This is a genomic window from Pseudanabaenaceae cyanobacterium SKYG29, assembly GCA_025055675.1.
Lineage (GTDB): Bacteria > Cyanobacteriota > Cyanobacteriia > Pseudanabaenales > Pseudanabaenaceae > M5B4.
In genome coordinates, this window is the sequence record JANWWT010000005.1 from 228,844 (window position 1) to 241,762 (window position 12,919).

23 protein-coding genes and 1 pseudogene are annotated in these 12,919 nt (G+C 52.5%); all 24 read left to right on the top strand.

What is annotated here, in order from left to right; genetic code table 11:
- Nucleotides 1-85 precede the first annotated feature (85 nt).
- Nucleotides 86-1,012 (top strand): J domain-containing protein, encoded by a 927-nt coding sequence (locus tag NZM01_09915; GenBank protein ID MCS6960349.1) that lies wholly within the window; start codon nt 86-88, stop codon nt 1,010-1,012.
- Nucleotides 1,013-1,164: 152 nt separating this feature from the next.
- Nucleotides 1,165-1,815 (top strand): 50S ribosomal protein L3, encoded by a 651-nt coding sequence (gene rplC / locus NZM01_09920; GenBank protein ID MCS6960350.1) that lies wholly within the window; start codon nt 1,165-1,167, stop codon nt 1,813-1,815.
- 9 nt (nt 1,816-1,824) lie between these two features.
- A complete protein-coding gene (gene rplD, locus NZM01_09925; GenBank protein ID MCS6960351.1) occupies nt 1,825-2,472 on the top strand; it encodes a 50S ribosomal protein L4 in 648 nt (215 codons plus the stop codon).
- Nucleotides 2,465-2,782 (top strand): 50S ribosomal protein L23, encoded by a 318-nt coding sequence (locus tag NZM01_09930; protein MCS6960352.1) that lies wholly within the window; start codon nt 2,465-2,467, stop codon nt 2,780-2,782. Before rplD ends, NZM01_09930 begins: the two co-directional genes overlap by 8 nt.
- Before the next feature lie 2 nt (nt 2,783-2,784).
- Nucleotides 2,785-3,648: a 50S ribosomal protein L2 gene (gene rplB, locus NZM01_09935; GenBank protein ID MCS6960353.1), complete on the top strand. Its 864-nt coding sequence runs from the start codon at nt 2,785-2,787 to the stop codon at nt 3,646-3,648.
- Nucleotides 3,649-3,667: 19 nt separating this feature from the next.
- Nucleotides 3,668-3,946 (top strand): 30S ribosomal protein S19, encoded by a 279-nt coding sequence (rpsS, locus tag NZM01_09940; GenBank protein ID MCS6960354.1) that lies wholly within the window; start codon nt 3,668-3,670, stop codon nt 3,944-3,946.
- 3 nt (nt 3,947-3,949) lie between these two features.
- The gene (gene rplV / locus NZM01_09945) at nt 3,950-4,324 is read left to right on the top strand and encodes a 50S ribosomal protein L22 (GenBank protein ID MCS6960355.1); all 375 of its coding nucleotides are present in this window, start codon (nt 3,950-3,952) and stop codon (nt 4,322-4,324) included.
- Nucleotides 4,308-5,069: a 30S ribosomal protein S3 gene (rpsC, locus tag NZM01_09950; GenBank protein MCS6960356.1), complete on the top strand. Its 762-nt coding sequence runs from the start codon at nt 4,308-4,310 to the stop codon at nt 5,067-5,069. The genes rplV and rpsC overlap by 17 nt, the downstream gene beginning before the upstream one ends.
- A gap of 6 nt (nt 5,070-5,075) precedes the next feature.
- Entirely contained in the window at nt 5,076-5,486 is a 411-nt protein-coding gene (gene rplP / locus NZM01_09955; protein MCS6960357.1) for a 50S ribosomal protein L16, read from the top strand.
- A 2-nt stretch (nt 5,487-5,488) separates the two neighbouring features.
- On the top strand, nt 5,489-5,782 hold the full coding sequence (gene rpmC, locus NZM01_09960; protein ID MCS6960358.1) for a 50S ribosomal protein L29: 294 nt from the start codon (nt 5,489-5,491) through the stop codon (nt 5,780-5,782).
- Nucleotides 5,772-6,002, top strand: a pseudogene (gene rpsQ, locus NZM01_09965) (30S ribosomal protein S17). Before rpmC ends, rpsQ begins: the two are co-directional and overlap by 11 nt.
- Before the next feature lie 88 nt (nt 6,003-6,090).
- On the top strand, nt 6,091-6,459 hold the full coding sequence (rplN, locus tag NZM01_09970) for a 50S ribosomal protein L14 (GenBank protein MCS6960359.1): 369 nt from the start codon (nt 6,091-6,093) through the stop codon (nt 6,457-6,459).
- The gene (gene rplX, locus NZM01_09975) at nt 6,456-6,818 is read left to right on the top strand and encodes a 50S ribosomal protein L24 (protein ID MCS6960360.1); all 363 of its coding nucleotides are present in this window, start codon (nt 6,456-6,458) and stop codon (nt 6,816-6,818) included. The genes rplN and rplX overlap by 4 nt, the downstream gene beginning before the upstream one ends.
- A 12-nt stretch (nt 6,819-6,830) precedes the next feature.
- Nucleotides 6,831-7,376 carry a 50S ribosomal protein L5 gene (rplE, locus tag NZM01_09980; protein ID MCS6960361.1) on the top strand — a complete coding sequence of 182 codons (546 nt, stop codon included), beginning with the start codon at nt 6,831-6,833 and terminating at the stop codon, nt 7,374-7,376.
- A gap of 9 nt (nt 7,377-7,385) precedes the next feature.
- Nucleotides 7,386-7,787: a 30S ribosomal protein S8 gene (gene rpsH / locus NZM01_09985; protein ID MCS6960362.1), complete on the top strand. Its 402-nt coding sequence runs from the start codon at nt 7,386-7,388 to the stop codon at nt 7,785-7,787.
- Nucleotides 7,788-7,799: 12 nt separating this feature from the next.
- Nucleotides 7,800-8,372: a 50S ribosomal protein L6 gene (gene rplF, locus NZM01_09990; GenBank protein ID MCS6960363.1), complete on the top strand. Its 573-nt coding sequence runs from the start codon at nt 7,800-7,802 to the stop codon at nt 8,370-8,372.
- Between the two features lie 2 nt (nt 8,373-8,374).
- A complete protein-coding gene (rplR, locus tag NZM01_09995; GenBank protein ID MCS6960364.1) occupies nt 8,375-8,737 on the top strand; it encodes a 50S ribosomal protein L18 in 363 nt (120 codons plus the stop codon).
- Nucleotides 8,738-8,746: 9 nt separating this feature from the next.
- Nucleotides 8,747-9,373, top strand: coding sequence for a 30S ribosomal protein S5 (gene rpsE, locus NZM01_10000; GenBank protein ID MCS6960365.1), 627 nt, complete (start codon nt 8,747-8,749; stop codon nt 9,371-9,373).
- A complete protein-coding gene (rplO, locus tag NZM01_10005) occupies nt 9,370-9,825 on the top strand; it encodes a 50S ribosomal protein L15 (GenBank protein MCS6960366.1) in 456 nt (151 codons plus the stop codon). Before rpsE ends, rplO begins: the two co-directional genes overlap by 4 nt.
- A 25-nt stretch (nt 9,826-9,850) precedes the next feature.
- Nucleotides 9,851-11,188 (top strand): preprotein translocase subunit SecY, encoded by a 1,338-nt coding sequence (secY, locus tag NZM01_10010; protein ID MCS6960367.1) that lies wholly within the window; start codon nt 9,851-9,853, stop codon nt 11,186-11,188.
- Nucleotides 11,188-11,775 (top strand): adenylate kinase, encoded by a 588-nt coding sequence (locus NZM01_10015; GenBank protein MCS6960368.1) that lies wholly within the window; start codon nt 11,188-11,190, stop codon nt 11,773-11,775. The genes secY and NZM01_10015 overlap by 1 nt, the downstream gene beginning before the upstream one ends.
- On the top strand, nt 11,754-11,975 hold the full coding sequence (gene infA, locus NZM01_10020) for a translation initiation factor IF-1 (GenBank protein MCS6960369.1): 222 nt from the start codon (nt 11,754-11,756) through the stop codon (nt 11,973-11,975). The genes NZM01_10015 and infA overlap by 22 nt, the downstream gene beginning before the upstream one ends.
- Nucleotides 11,976-11,977: 2 nt before the next feature.
- The gene (locus NZM01_10025) at nt 11,978-12,202 is read left to right on the top strand and encodes a hypothetical protein (protein ID MCS6960370.1); all 225 of its coding nucleotides are present in this window, start codon (nt 11,978-11,980) and stop codon (nt 12,200-12,202) included.
- A gap of 216 nt (nt 12,203-12,418) precedes the next feature.
- Nucleotides 12,419-12,919, top strand: a 501-nt coding sequence (locus NZM01_10030; GenBank protein ID MCS6960371.1) for a photosystem II q(b) protein, incomplete at its 3' end; no start/stop codon positions are given.

Consider the following 12,919-nt stretch of genomic DNA (forward strand, 5'->3'; position numbering starts at 1 on the left):
TGTCAAGTAGTACGGGTTTCTCGACAGGGGGCTATTTTGCCTTTGGGCTATGATCTAAACTAGTCGCTAGGTCTCGACAGGCGCAATGCAGAACTTCCGCAACTACTACGACATCCTTGGTGTGCCCCGCACGGCAACAACTGAAGAAATTAAACGTGCCTATCGGCGGCTGGCGCGTAAGTATCATCCGGATGTTAACCCTGGGGACAAGGCAGCAGAAGAAAAGTTCAAAGATGTCAGTGAAGCCTACGAAGTTCTCTCTGACCCTGTCAAACGGCAACAATACGATCGGTTTGGGCAGTATTGGCGGCAGGGGGGGTTCCAGGGTGCGCCTACTGGTCGTGCCCCTAGCGGCGTGGGAGTTGATCCCTTTGAGGATATTGACTTTAGCCAATACAGCGATTTTCAAGAGTTTGTTGACCAGTTACTGGGGCGCTTCCGCACTCCAGGTTCGTCCTCCCGCTACACGGAATATAGACCCCCCACCAACCTACGCCGTGACGAAGAAGCAATCCTTAATCTGCCCCTCGATCGGGCTTACCAAGGGGGGAGAGAACGGATTCGTCTGGCGGATGGGCGTTCCCTAGAAGTGAATATGCCGGCGGGGGTGATGTCAGGGCAGAGAATTCGGTTACGGGGACAGGGGGCTAACGGCGGTGACCTTTACTTGAAGATTGTTTTGCAGCCCCACCCCTTCTTTACCCTTGATGGCTATGATGTGTACTGCAAACTAAAAATTTCTCCCAGCGAGGCAGTCCTAGGGGCGCAGGTAGAAGTGCCTACCCTCAGTGGGGTGGTGAAATTGACTGTTCCCCCTGGCGTACAGTCCGGACAGCAGCTCAGGCTAGCTAACAAGGGTTTCCCCAAAGGCGACGGTACCTACGGCGACCAGTATGCAGAAATTGCCATTGTTGTACCTAAGAATCCTACTGCCCGTGAACGGGAACTCTACGAACAGCTAATGCGTGTGCAGTCCTTTAACCCCCGCGAAAATTTGGTCAAGTCCCGCTAAAAAGCATTTGACAGCCTTGGGCGTTTCCTGTTAGACTAGGAAAGTGTCGCAAATTGATACTGGACCAGTTGGCACTATACCTGCCCGCTGTCTAAGTCAAGGACACAACTTACTTAGGTAGGTATTCCTAGTTATAGCAAAAGGTGAAGACAATGGCTGTCGGGATTCTCGGCACAAAGCTGGGCATGACCAAAATCTTTGACAGTGAGGGCAATGCTGTCCCTGTGACTGTGGTGCAGGCTGGTCCATGTCCGATTACCCAAATTAAAACGATCGAGAAGGAAGGTTACAACTCGATCCAGCTAGGTTACGGGGCGATCAAGGAAAAAAATCTCAATCGCCCACAAAAGGGACACTTACAGAAGGCGGGGGTGGAACCAGTGCGGCACTTACGGGAATTCCGCGTAGCAGATGCCAGCCAGTACAAGTTGGGTCAAGCCCTTGATGTCAGCCAGTTCCAGGTAGGTCAGCTAATTGATGTGATTGGCACCAGTATTGGGCGGGGGTTTGCCGGTTATCAAAAGCGCCACCACTTTGGACGCGGTCCCATGTCCCACGGGTCGAAAAACCACAGGCTGCCAGGTTCCGTAGGGGCTGGCACTACTCCCGGTCGTGTTTTTCCTGGTATGCGTATGGCAGGTCGCATGGGCGGTAAGCGAGTCACTGTCAAAAAGCTCACCCTAGTGGATATAGATGTGGAAAAGAATCTTCTAATTATCAAGGGAGCAGTACCTGGTAAGCCCGGCAGCTTAGTCAGTGTTGTACCCGCTAAACTAGTCGGTCGCCCTAAGCAGGGTCAGTAGGAGGTATCCATGTTAGCAATTAAGAATTGGCAGGGGGAAACGATCGGGGAGGTAGCTTTTTCCCTGACGGTGGCTAAGCCCCACACAGCGAGGGATTTGGTCTATCGTGCCCTTAACCGCCAGCTAGCCAATGCGCGGCAAGGCACCGCCTGTACCAAAACTAGGGCGGAAGTTAGGGGGGGTGGACGCAAACCCTGGCGGCAAAAGGGGACTGGCAGAGCGAGGGCAGGTTCTACGCGCTCTCCCCTCTGGCGCGGTGGCGGTGTGATTTTTGGTCCCAAGCCCAGGGATTACTCTATCAATATGAACAGGAAGGAGCGGCGCTTAGCTCTGCGCACGGCTTTAATGAGTCGGATTGCTGATTTTGTGGTGGTAACGGATTTCAGTGAACACCTGCCCCAGCCCAAGACCAGGGAACTAGCAGCAGCCCTACAACGGTGGGGTTTGGCACCGAAACAAAAGGCATTGATGATTTTGCACGAAACCCCCGAAGCGGTAATCCTATCGGCACGGAATATCGCCAACCTTGTCTCCCTGCGGGCGAACCAGTTAAATATTTTCGACATCCTCAATGCGGACAAGATTGTGATCACTGTCCCTTCCCTGGATGTGATTAAACAGACTTACGAACCCACCAAGGAGGTGGCCCATGGGTAGAAAGGTACAGACGGAGTTTGACCAACGGCGGCTAGCTGATATTATCCATCGTCCCCTGGTCAACGAGAAGGCAACGCTCCTGCTAGAGAGCAATAAGTACACGTTTGAGGTGGACCCCACCGCTAATAAGTATGAGATCAAAGCAGCGATCGAGTTTCTTTTTAATGTCAAGGTGACTAAGGTCAACACCCACAATCTGCCCCCCAGGGCAAAACGGGTTGGTCGCTTTGCGGGGCACCGTCCCCAGTACAAACGGGCGATCGTGACCTTAGCTAGCGGCAACAGTATCAACCTATTCCCTGAGGTGTAATTATGGCAGTCCGTCCTTTGAAGCCCTACACTCCCAGTACTCGCCAGGTACAGTTGGCTTCCTTCGAGGAGATTACCAAATCCAAGCCAGAGAAATCCCTAGTCATCAGTCTCCATCGCAAGAAGGGGCGTAATAATCGGGGTGTCATTACCTGTCGGCACCGCGGCGGTGGGCACAAGCGTCTCTATCGGATTATTGACTTCAAACGCAACAAGCGCAACATGCCGGCGAAGGTCATAGCTATTGAGTATGACCCCAACCGCAGTGCCCGCATTGCCCTGGTGCAGTACGAAGATGGGGAAAAACGCTATATTCTCCATCCCAAGGGTTTGGCGGTGGGGGCAACGATTATGGCAGGGGAAAATGCCCCCTTCGAGGTTGGCAACGCTCTGCCCCTCTACGCTATTCCCCTAGGCACGATCGTGCACAACGTGGAGTTGTATCCCGGGCGGGGTGGTCAACTAGCCCGATCGGCGGGGTCAGGGGTGCAAATTGCCGCCAAGGAGGGGGATTACGTCACCCTGAAGTTGCCTTCTACAGAAGTGCGCATGGTGCGGCGGGAATGTTACGCCACGATCGGTCAAGTAGGCAATACTGACCACAGTAATGAAAGCTTGGGTAAGGCAGGGCGGACTAGATGGCGGGGTAGAAGACCCGTAGTGCGGGGTTCAGCCATGAATCCAGTGGATCACCCCCACGGTGGTGGCGAAGGTTGTTGTCCCATTGGTCGCCCCTCCCCTGTTACCCCTTGGGGTAAGCCCACCCTGGGCTATAAAACCCGCAAAAAAGGCAAACCCAGTGATGCTTTGATTGTCCGTCGTCGCCGCAAGGCATCTAAGCGGGGCAAGGGCGGACGCAGTGCCTAGAGTTTGGAGGTAGGAAAGAATGTCGAGATCCCTCAAAAAAGGACCGTTTGTAGCAGACCACCTGCTGAGCAAAATCGAAAAGCTCAACGCCAAAGGCGAAAAACAGGTGATTAAGACTTGGTCACGGGCATCCACGATCGTGCCTGAAATGATTGGCCATACAATTGCAGTCCACAATGGCAAGCAACACGTGCCAGTTTACATCACTGACCAGATGGTAGGGCATAAGTTAGGGGAGTTTGCCCCTACCCGCACCTATCGGGGTCATGTCAAAGCGGATAAAAAAGCAAAGAGGTAGCCCATGCTCCTAGCAGAAAACGAAGTGCCCGCTGTGGCGAAATACATTCGGATGTCTCCCAACAAGGTTCGGCGGGTGTTGGACCAAATTCGCGGCAAAAGCTATCGTGAAGCGCTAATTATTCTGGAGTTCATGCCCTATCGTGCCTGTGATGTGGTGACCAAGGTACTGCGCTCGGCAGTGGCTAACGCCGAACACAACAATGGTATGGACAAAACCAAACTGATGATTAGCCAAGCCTATGCCGACATGGGACCCAGCCTGCGCCGTTTCCGTGCCCGTGCCCAGGGGCGTGCCTACCCCATCCGTAAGCCTACTTGTCACATCACGATCGTGGTCAAACCTATGGAGGAGGAGAGCAATGGGACAGAAGGTTAATCCCAACGGGCTGCGCTTGGGAATTATTCGCCCCCACCTCTCCCAATGGTTTGCCCAAGGGGAGCGCTACGCCACGCTGGTGGAAGAAGACTTTTACATCCGCAGTTACATCACCAAGACCCTGAGTGCAGCGGGTATTGCCCAAATTTACATCGAACGCAAAGCCGACCAAGCAGATATAGAAATCCGTACTGCCCGCCCTGGCGTGGTAGTGGGCAGGGGGGGAGCTGGTATCGATCAACTGCGCCAAGGTTTAATGAAATTTCTCGCCAGCAAAAAAGCGGAGTACTGCCTAGAGCGATCGGGTACCAGTCAAATCCGCATTAATGTGGTAGAAGTCACCCGCGTTGATGCGGAAGCTCCCCTGATTGCCGAGTATATCGTACAACAAATTGAACGGCGGGTAGCTTTTCGGAAGGTGGTACGTCAAGCCATTCAAAGGGCACAGCGGGCAGGGGTGCAAGGCATCAAGGTACAAATCAGTGGGCGCTTAAACGGCGCAGAAATTGCCCGATCGGAGTGGGTGAGGGAAGGGCGTGTCCCCCTGCATACCCTCAGAGCCGATATTGACTACGACTACAAAACTGCCCGCACCATTTACGGCATCATTGGTGTCAAGGTGTGGATATTCAAGGGAGAGATCATGCCTGGTCGGGAAGAACTGCCCCCGCCGGGACAACAGCCCCGCCGATCGAAGCGGAAAAACCGACCGCAATTTGAAGACCGTTCTGGAGCAGAAGGATAGATTACCATGTTAAGTCCCAAGCGCACTAAGTTTAGGAAACAACAGCGGGGCAGGATGTGCGGTGCTGCCACCCGGGGCAACGAAGTGGACTTTGGCGAATACGCCATGCAAGCCCTGGAACCCTCATGGATTACTTCCCGCCAAATTGAATCCGCGCGCCGCGCCATGAGCCGCTACATCAAACGGGGGGGCAAAATCTGGATTCGGATTTTCCCTGATAAACCAGTAACCAAGCGTCCCGCTGAAACCCGCATGGGTTCGGGCAAAGGGGCACCGGAATTCTGGGTAGCAGTGGTCAAGCCAGGCAGAGTCATGTTTGAAATTGCTGGTGTGAGTGAAGAAGTAGCTAAGGAAGCCATCCGTCTGGCTGCAGCTAAGATGCCCATGAAAACTCGCTTCATCAAACGGGAGGAGTAAAGATGGCACTGCCTAACATCGAAGATGCTCGCCAACTAGAGGGAGAAGCCCTGGCGGCAGAAATCCTGAAAGTCAAACGGGAGTTGTTCAACCTGCGGCTGCGCCAAGCTACTAGGCAGCCCGTGAAGCCCCACGAATTTACCCACCTGAAACACCGCCTTGCCCAACTGCTCACGGTAGAGCGGGAGCGCCAGTCCCCCGCAGAGATCGTAGCCAATTCTCGCCGTGCTCGCCGCCGTAAGCGGGGCAAACTAGCGGCAGCTTCTACCCAGGGAGGAGAACACCATGGCAGTTAAAGAGCGAGTGGGAATTGTTGTGAGCAACAAAATGGACAAGACGGTTGTGGTAGCCGTGGAGACCCGTGCTGCCCATCCCAAGTACGGCAAAATTGTCGTCCGCACCAAGCGCTACAAAGCCCACGACGAAGAAAATAAATGCCAAGAGGGCGATCGGGTGAGAATCCAGGAAACCCGCCCCCTCAGCCGCACTAAACGCTGGCGTGTCATAGAAATTCTGGGATCGTCCAAAGTAGAACTGCGCGATCGGCGTAGGAGTGCGGAACAGCCCGAAACCACACCAGAGATAACTACCAAGGAGGCAAGCCATGATTCAACAGGAGACCAGACTGACCGTAGCTGATAACAGTGGGGCAAAGGAACTCCTCTGTATTCGGGTTTTGGGGGGCAGTAACCGCCGCTATGCCACGGTGGGGGATGTGATTATTGCCACGGTCAAGAACGCTGCTCCCAACATGCCTGTGAAAAAATCCGATGTAGTACGGGCAGTAGTCGTGCGCACCCGCAACACCATTCGCCGTGAGAGTGGGATGTGCATTCGTTTTGACGACAACGCAGCCGTGATCATCAACCCCGATGGCAACCCCAAGGGGACACGGGTTTTTGGTCCTGTGGCACGGGAACTGCGGGATAAAAACTTCACCAAGATTATCTCCCTGGCACCGGAGGTTCTATGAAATTCAAACCCAAGCCCAAGTACCGCGGCAATCGCACTAGCTTCAAGATGCATGTCAAAAAAGATGACCTCGTGCAAGTAATTTCTGGCAGTTACAAGGGGAAGGTGGGCAAAGTCCTCAAGGTTTTCCCCGAAACCAGTCAAGTAATTGTGGAGGGGGTCAACAAGAAGACGAAACACCTCAAACCCCAGCGGGAAGGGGAACAGGGGCAAATTATTGTCAAAGAATTCCCCATTCACAGTTCCAAAGTCATGCTCTATTCCGAAAAGGAAAAGACAGCCAGTCGTGTCTGTCACACCTATACCCCTGAAGGGAAAAAGGTGCGGATGCTGAAAAAAACGGGCGAAATTCTCAACTAACTACTAGGAACTATGGCTACTCGTTTCCAACAATTCTACGAAAAACATGCTGTTCCCAAGTTAATGGAGCAGTTCAAGTACAAAAACATCCACCAGGTGCCCAAATTTGAAAAAGTGGTGGTCAATCGCGGTCTAGGGGAGGCAGCCACCAATGCCAAAGCCCTGGAATCTTCCATTGCGGAAATTGCCGCCATCACTGGGCAACGCCCCGTGGTGACACGGGCTAAAAAGGCGATTGCTGGTTTCAAGATTCGGGCGGGGATGCCTGTGGGCATGATGGTCACCCTGCGCCGCGATCGGATGTATGCCTTCCTCGATCGGTTGATTAACTTTGCCCTGCCCCGCATTCGGGACTTTCGCGGAGTTAATCCCAAAGCCTTTGACGGCAGGGGTAACTACACCCTAGGTATTAAAGAGCAGTTAATCTTCCCTGAGATTGACTACGACAGCATAGACCAGATTCGGGGTTTAGACATCTCGATCGTCACTACTGCTAAAACAGATGAGGAGGGACGCGCCCTACTCAAAGCAATGGGCATGCCCTTTCGGGAGTCATAGGAGGGGAACATGGCAGTAAACGACACTATCGCTGATATGTTGACCCGCATTCGCAATGCCAGTTTAGCCCGTCAGCAGGCAACGGAAGTCCCCTATACCAAGATGACCCACAACATTGCCCGGGTACTCAAGCAGGAGGGGTTCATCGAAGACTACGAAGAAGTAGGCGAAGGGATAGACCGCCATCTTGTCCTCTCCCTCAAGTACTATGGCAAGCACCGCAAGCCCGTGATCAACAAACTGCAGCGGGTTAGTCGTCCAGGGATGCGCGTCTATTCCAACTATAAAGATTTGCCCAGGGTGTTGGGGGGGGTAGGCATCGCTATCATCTCCACTTCCAAGGGCATCATGACCGATCGGGAAGCTCGCACCAAGCGAGTTGGCGGGGAAGTACTTTGTTATGTCTGGTAAGGAGTAGGCACAATGTCACGGATTGGTAAGCGCCCTGTGTCGATCCCGCCCAAAGTAACGGTAGAGGTAGCGGGGCAAGAAGTAAAAGTAAAAGGACCAAAAGGGGAGCTAAAGCGGGTTTTCCATCCCCTGATTGAAATTGTCAAAGAGGATGGCGTAGTAAAGGTAAACCGCCGCGATGACTCCCGTCCTGCCCGCCAGCTGCACGGTTTGAGTCGAACCCTTCTTTATAACATGGTTACAGGGGTATCCCAGGGGTTTGAGAAACGCCTAGAAATTCAAGGGGTAGGTTACCGCGCTGCCATCACAGGCAAGGTCATGACCCTCAACATGGGCTACAGCCACCCTGTGGAAATCCATCCCCCTGAGGGCATCACCCTGGAAATTGAAGACAACACAGGTAAGAAAGTCAACCAAGGCACCCTGATTGTCGTCAACGGTATCGACAAGGAAGTGGTGGGGAGTGTGGCGGCGAAAATTAGAGCTGTGCGTCCCCCAGAAGTTTACAAAGGTAAAGGGATTCGCTACAAAGGCGAGTTTGTCCGCCGCAAGGCAGGTAAGACAGGTAAGGGAGGGAAGAAATAGGTATGAAACTCACCCACAAAGCTGCTACCCAAAGACGGCATAAACGCATCCGCCGCCGTGTCAGTGGCACACCCGATCGCCCCCGTTTGGCAGTATTTCGTTCCCACAAACATATTGTGGCCCAGATCATTGACGACGTAGCCCAGCACACCCTGGTTGCTGCCTCTACCCTAGAAAAGGAACTGCGCAGTAACCTGGAATCCACTGCCACCTGTGCTGCTTCCAGCGCTGTAGGCAAACTAATTGCCCAACGGGCACTGGCAAAAGGGATTACTAAAGTCGTCTTCGATCGGGGGGGCAATCTCTATCACGGTCGCGTGAAAGCCTTAGCAGAAGCGGCTAGGGAAGCAGGTTTAGAATTTTAGGAGACAGGCATGGCAGAACGCAAACGCAACAACAACGTGGATACCGACCTCAGCAGCCTGGAAGTAGAGGGAAAAGAGGAACGGCGCAGCAGAAAACGGGGAGAGCGCAAAGCCGATCGGGTCAAGGCGGACAAAGAATCGGAGTGGCAAGAGCGGGTAGTGCAGATTCGTCGGGTCACCAAGGTGGTGAAGGGGGGTAAAAAGCTGAGCTTCCGCGCCATTGTCATCGTAGGCAATGAGAAGGGCTTAGTGGGCGTAGGCGTGGGTAAAGCTGCCGATGTAATTAATGCTGTGAAAAAAGGCGTAGTGGATGGCAAAAAGAACCTAGTGAAGGTGCCCCTGACAAAGAGCCTGTCCATTCCCCATCCCGCCACGGGTGATGCTGGCGGTGCCAAAGTAATTATGCGTCCCGCTTCTCCTGGTACCGGTGTAATTGCGGGGGGGTCAGTGCGCACTGTCCTAGAGTTGGCAGGGGTGAAGAACGTACTGGCGAAGCAGCTGGGTTCCAGCAATCCCCTGGGTAATGCACGGGCAGCTGCCAGTGCCCTAGCCTCTCTCCGTACCTTTTCGGAGGTAGCACGGATGCGGGACATTCCTATTCACAAACTGTTTGCCAGAGATAAGGAGCAATCATGAGAATTGGTGAGCTAAAACCCCAGAAGGGGTCACGTCGTCCCAAGAAACGCAAGGGCAGGGGCATTGCTGCTGGGCAGGGGGCTAGCTGCGGCTTCGGTATGCGGGGACAAAACTCCCGTTCCGGTCGTCCGACACGCCCTGGGTTTGAAGGAGGACAGAACCCCCTCTATCGCCGTCTGCCCAAGTTGAAGTACTTTACTGTCATCAACCGTAAGGAGTACACGATCGTCAATGTCGATCGGCTCAGCCAGCTACCCCCCAACACAGAAGTTACATTGCAGTCCTTACTGGAGTGCGGCATAGTCACCCAGAATGACGGCCCCCTAAAAATCCTGGGCAGGGGAGAAATTACTGTACCCCTACGGGTCACCGCTGCTGCTTTTTCTGCAAGTGCCAAGGCAAAAATTGAAGCGGCGGGGGGTACCTGTACGCTGTTAGCTACTGTAGGATAGAAGGATAGGTAACGGAATCAGGTGGATGACAAGCAATCGCAGTAAAGACCCCACTTCCCAAGAAATTTTCATGCAAATGGCGCAAGCCTCTGGGCTGCGGGACCGCTTACTAGTGACCATTGGTATTTTAATTCTGGTGCGCCTGGGCAACTTTGTGCCTGTACCAGGCATCGATCGGTCTGTACTGGCTAATATCATCCAAGGCAGCCCCCTCGCCAACTTCATCGATGCCTTTTCCGGGGGCGGCTTGTCCCTGTTAGGGGTATTTGCTCTGGGAATTCTCCCCTTTATCAACGCCTCTATCTTCATGCAAATATTTATCACCCTCTCCCCCACCCTAGAAAACTTGCAAAAGAACGAGGGAGAAGCGGGCAGACGCACGATCGCCCAGTACACCCGCTATTGGGCTTTGATTATCGCCATTATTCAAAGTCTAGGCACTGCCCTCTTTCTCCAAGGGGGAAACGCCGTCAAGGATATGGGTGTACCCTTCTTCCAGATAGGGGAGGTGACGATTTCCAGCTTTACCCTTAGCTGTGTGGTAGCCCTCACGGCAGGAGCAATGTTTGTCATGTGGTTAGGGGAACTGATTACAGAGCGGGGCATTGGCAATGGGGCTTCCCTATTGATTTTTGTGGGTATTGCTGCTGGTCTACCCCGATCGTTTGGTTCCACAATCCAGGCGGTGACAGAAGACCCCAGTTTGACAGGGGGGTTTATTCTATTGTTGGTGACATTCTTGGCAATGATTGTCGCCATTGTATTCGTACAGGAGGGCACACGGCGGATTCCGATTGTTTATGCTAAGCGACAAGTGGGGCGCAAACTTTACCGCGAAATGTCGAGCTATTTACCCCTGCGGTTGAACCAAGGGGGAGTGATGCCGATTATCTTTGCCTCTTCTTTCTTCCTGATTCCAGCCCTGCTCGCTGAATCTGTTAACAACCCTGGCTTTACAGTATTTGTCAACAACTTTTTGCGCCAGGACTCGATCGGCTACATTATTCTCTATCCCCTCCTGATTCTAGCTTTTAGTTACTTCTACTCATCCATCATTATCAATCCTGTAGAGCTGTCACAAAACTTGAAGAAGATGGGGGCAAGCGTGCCAGGTAAACGGCCAGGGGCTGCCACAACAGAATATCTGGAAGGAGTATTGAACCGTCTAACCTTTCTAGGAGCAATCTTTCTTAGCGTGGTTGTGCTTGTGCCCTTGATGGTACAAAAACTCTCTGGTAATCTGGCGCAAAGCAGTTTTGGCGCTACCTCACTGCTCATTCTAGTAGGTGTTGCCATCGAAACTGCTAATCAGATTCGCACCTATGTTATTTCCCAACGTTACGAAGGAATGGTTAAACAATAATGCCGAGAATAATTATGATGGGTCCCCCTGGCGCAGGCAAAGGGACGCAGGGGGAAGCACTAGCACGTTTGTGGTCAATTCCCCGCATTGCCCCTGGAGATATTTTCCGCGCTGCAATTAAGAATGGCACGGAGCTGGGTCAGCAAGTTAAAGCCTACAATGATGCGGGTAAGCTCGTACCGGACGAATTGGTTGTTGCCATTATCACCCAGCGTCTGACAGAAAAAGATGCCCAAGCAGGTTGGATTTTGGACGGCTTTCCCCGTACTGTGCCCCAAGCGATCGCGCTTAATGAATTTCTGCACTCCATCAAGCAGAAATATGACCTGGTAATCAATCTAGAAGTGCCTGAAGAAGTTTTGTTAAAGCGTCTGCAGAAACGGGCACAGGAGCAGGGTCGAGCTGATGATACTATCGAAGTTATCAAGCAAAGACTACAGGAATACTACGAAAAAACCCGACCTTTGCTAGAATTTTATAAGGGGTGTGTTACGCCAGTAGATGGTACCCCATCTATGGAAGAAGTCACCCAGCAAATACAGTTGCTAGTTGAAGGAGTTTGCCCATGTCCAAACAAGATGCCATAGAGATGGAAGGTACAGTTACGGAATCTTTGCCCAACGCTATGTTTCGTGTTGACCTGGATAATGGTTTCAATGTCCTTGCTCATATCTCTGGTAAGATTCGCAAGAATTACATTAAAATCCTGCCTGGGGATAGGGTGAAAGTGGAGCTAACCCCCTACGACCTTACTAAGGGCAGAATTACCTTCCGCATGAAAAACTAAGTATGACCAACTGGCGAGAAAAAATAGAAGACAAGATCGCCGACCTTGATCTCTGGGCAGTTAAACAGGTAAATGAACGCCTAGATCACCTGACTGCTAAGACAGGGGAATTCCTTATTCATCTGAAAGACACGACCAAATCCAAAGCTCAAGAAATCAGCAAAGAAGCTAAGGCTAGGTTGGCAGATTTCACTCGATCGGTTTTTGTCAAACGCCTCAAACTGTGACTGACTTCCACACTATAGTTGTCCTATTGGTACTGACGCATATTTGCCTTGGAGATTTCACATAGTCAACACACAGTCTGACTTTAGGCTTAATCTACCTCTCAGGAAATAAACAGTCCCAATTGTCTTTACAGCCAGTAGAGCTTACCTTATACTTACAGCCATGGGATTCTCCCATAACAAAAATTCATTTAGTCATTAGGAATTATTAAGACTATGACCACTGCAGTAAGAAGCCAAGAGCGTCTTTCGCTGTGGGAGCAGTTCTGCCAGTGGATCACCTCCACCGAGAACCGTCTCTACATCGGCTGGTTCGGCGTGTTGATGATTCCCTGCTTGCTCGCTGCTACCATCTGCTTCGTTATCGCTTTCATCGCCGCTCCTCCCGTTGACATCGACGGTATCCGTGAGCCTGTGGCTGGCTCTCTCCTCTACGGCAACAACATGATCTCGGCTGCGGTTGTGCCTTCTTCCAACGCCATTGGTCTGCACTTCTATCCCATTTGGGAAGCAGACAGCTTGGATGAGTGGCTGTACAACGGCGGTCCCTACCAGCTGGTAGTGTTCCACTTCCTGATTGGAGTGTTCTGCTACATGGGACGGGAGTGGGAGTTGAGCTACCGCTTGGGTATGCGCCCCTGGATTGCAGTAGCATACTCTGCGCCCGTGGCAGCAGCTACGGCTGTGTTTCTGATTTACCCGATTGGGCAAGGTTCT

Excerpts from the sequence above, each read along its gene's own strand:
- NZM01_09915 (MCS6960349.1), top strand. The coding sequence starts at position 86 with ATGCAGAACTTCCGCAACTACTACGACATCCTTGGTGTGCCCCGCACG.
- rpsC (MCS6960356.1), top strand. The coding sequence starts at position 4,308 with ATGGGACAGAAGGTTAATCCCAACGGGCTGCGCTTGGGAATTATTCGC.
- rpsH (MCS6960362.1), top strand. The coding sequence starts at position 7,386 with ATGGCAGTAAACGACACTATCGCTGATATGTTGACCCGCATTCGCAAT.
- rplE (MCS6960361.1), top strand. The coding sequence starts at position 6,831 with ATGGCTACTCGTTTCCAACAATTCTACGAAAAACATGCTGTTCCCAAG.
- rplV (MCS6960355.1), top strand. The coding sequence starts at position 3,950 with ATGCTCCTAGCAGAAAACGAAGTGCCCGCTGTGGCGAAATACATTCGG.
- rplN (MCS6960359.1), top strand. The coding sequence starts at position 6,091 with ATGATTCAACAGGAGACCAGACTGACCGTAGCTGATAACAGTGGGGCA.
- rpsS (MCS6960354.1), top strand. The coding sequence starts at position 3,668 with ATGTCGAGATCCCTCAAAAAAGGACCGTTTGTAGCAGACCACCTGCTG.
- secY (MCS6960367.1), top strand. The coding sequence starts at position 9,851 with ATGACAAGCAATCGCAGTAAAGACCCCACTTCCCAAGAAATTTTCATG.
- NZM01_09930 (MCS6960352.1), top strand. The coding sequence starts at position 2,465 with ATGGGTAGAAAGGTACAGACGGAGTTTGACCAACGGCGGCTAGCTGAT.
- NZM01_10015 (MCS6960368.1), top strand. The coding sequence starts at position 11,188 with ATGCCGAGAATAATTATGATGGGTCCCCCTGGCGCAGGCAAAGGGACG.
- rpsE (MCS6960365.1), top strand. The coding sequence starts at position 8,747 with ATGGCAGAACGCAAACGCAACAACAACGTGGATACCGACCTCAGCAGC.
- rplX (MCS6960360.1), top strand. The coding sequence starts at position 6,456 with ATGAAATTCAAACCCAAGCCCAAGTACCGCGGCAATCGCACTAGCTTC.
- rplB (MCS6960353.1), top strand. The coding sequence starts at position 2,785 with ATGGCAGTCCGTCCTTTGAAGCCCTACACTCCCAGTACTCGCCAGGTA.
- NZM01_10025 (MCS6960370.1), top strand. The coding sequence starts at position 11,978 with ATGACCAACTGGCGAGAAAAAATAGAAGACAAGATCGCCGACCTTGAT.
- rplO (MCS6960366.1), top strand. The coding sequence starts at position 9,370 with ATGAGAATTGGTGAGCTAAAACCCCAGAAGGGGTCACGTCGTCCCAAG.
- infA (MCS6960369.1), top strand. The coding sequence starts at position 11,754 with ATGTCCAAACAAGATGCCATAGAGATGGAAGGTACAGTTACGGAATCT.
- rpmC (MCS6960358.1), top strand. The coding sequence starts at position 5,489 with ATGGCACTGCCTAACATCGAAGATGCTCGCCAACTAGAGGGAGAAGCC.
- rplF (MCS6960363.1), top strand. The coding sequence starts at position 7,800 with ATGTCACGGATTGGTAAGCGCCCTGTGTCGATCCCGCCCAAAGTAACG.
- rplR (MCS6960364.1), top strand. The coding sequence starts at position 8,375 with ATGAAACTCACCCACAAAGCTGCTACCCAAAGACGGCATAAACGCATC.
- rplP (MCS6960357.1), top strand. The coding sequence starts at position 5,076 with ATGTTAAGTCCCAAGCGCACTAAGTTTAGGAAACAACAGCGGGGCAGG.
- rplC (MCS6960350.1), top strand. The coding sequence starts at position 1,165 with ATGGCTGTCGGGATTCTCGGCACAAAGCTGGGCATGACCAAAATCTTT.
- rplD (MCS6960351.1), top strand. The coding sequence starts at position 1,825 with ATGTTAGCAATTAAGAATTGGCAGGGGGAAACGATCGGGGAGGTAGCT.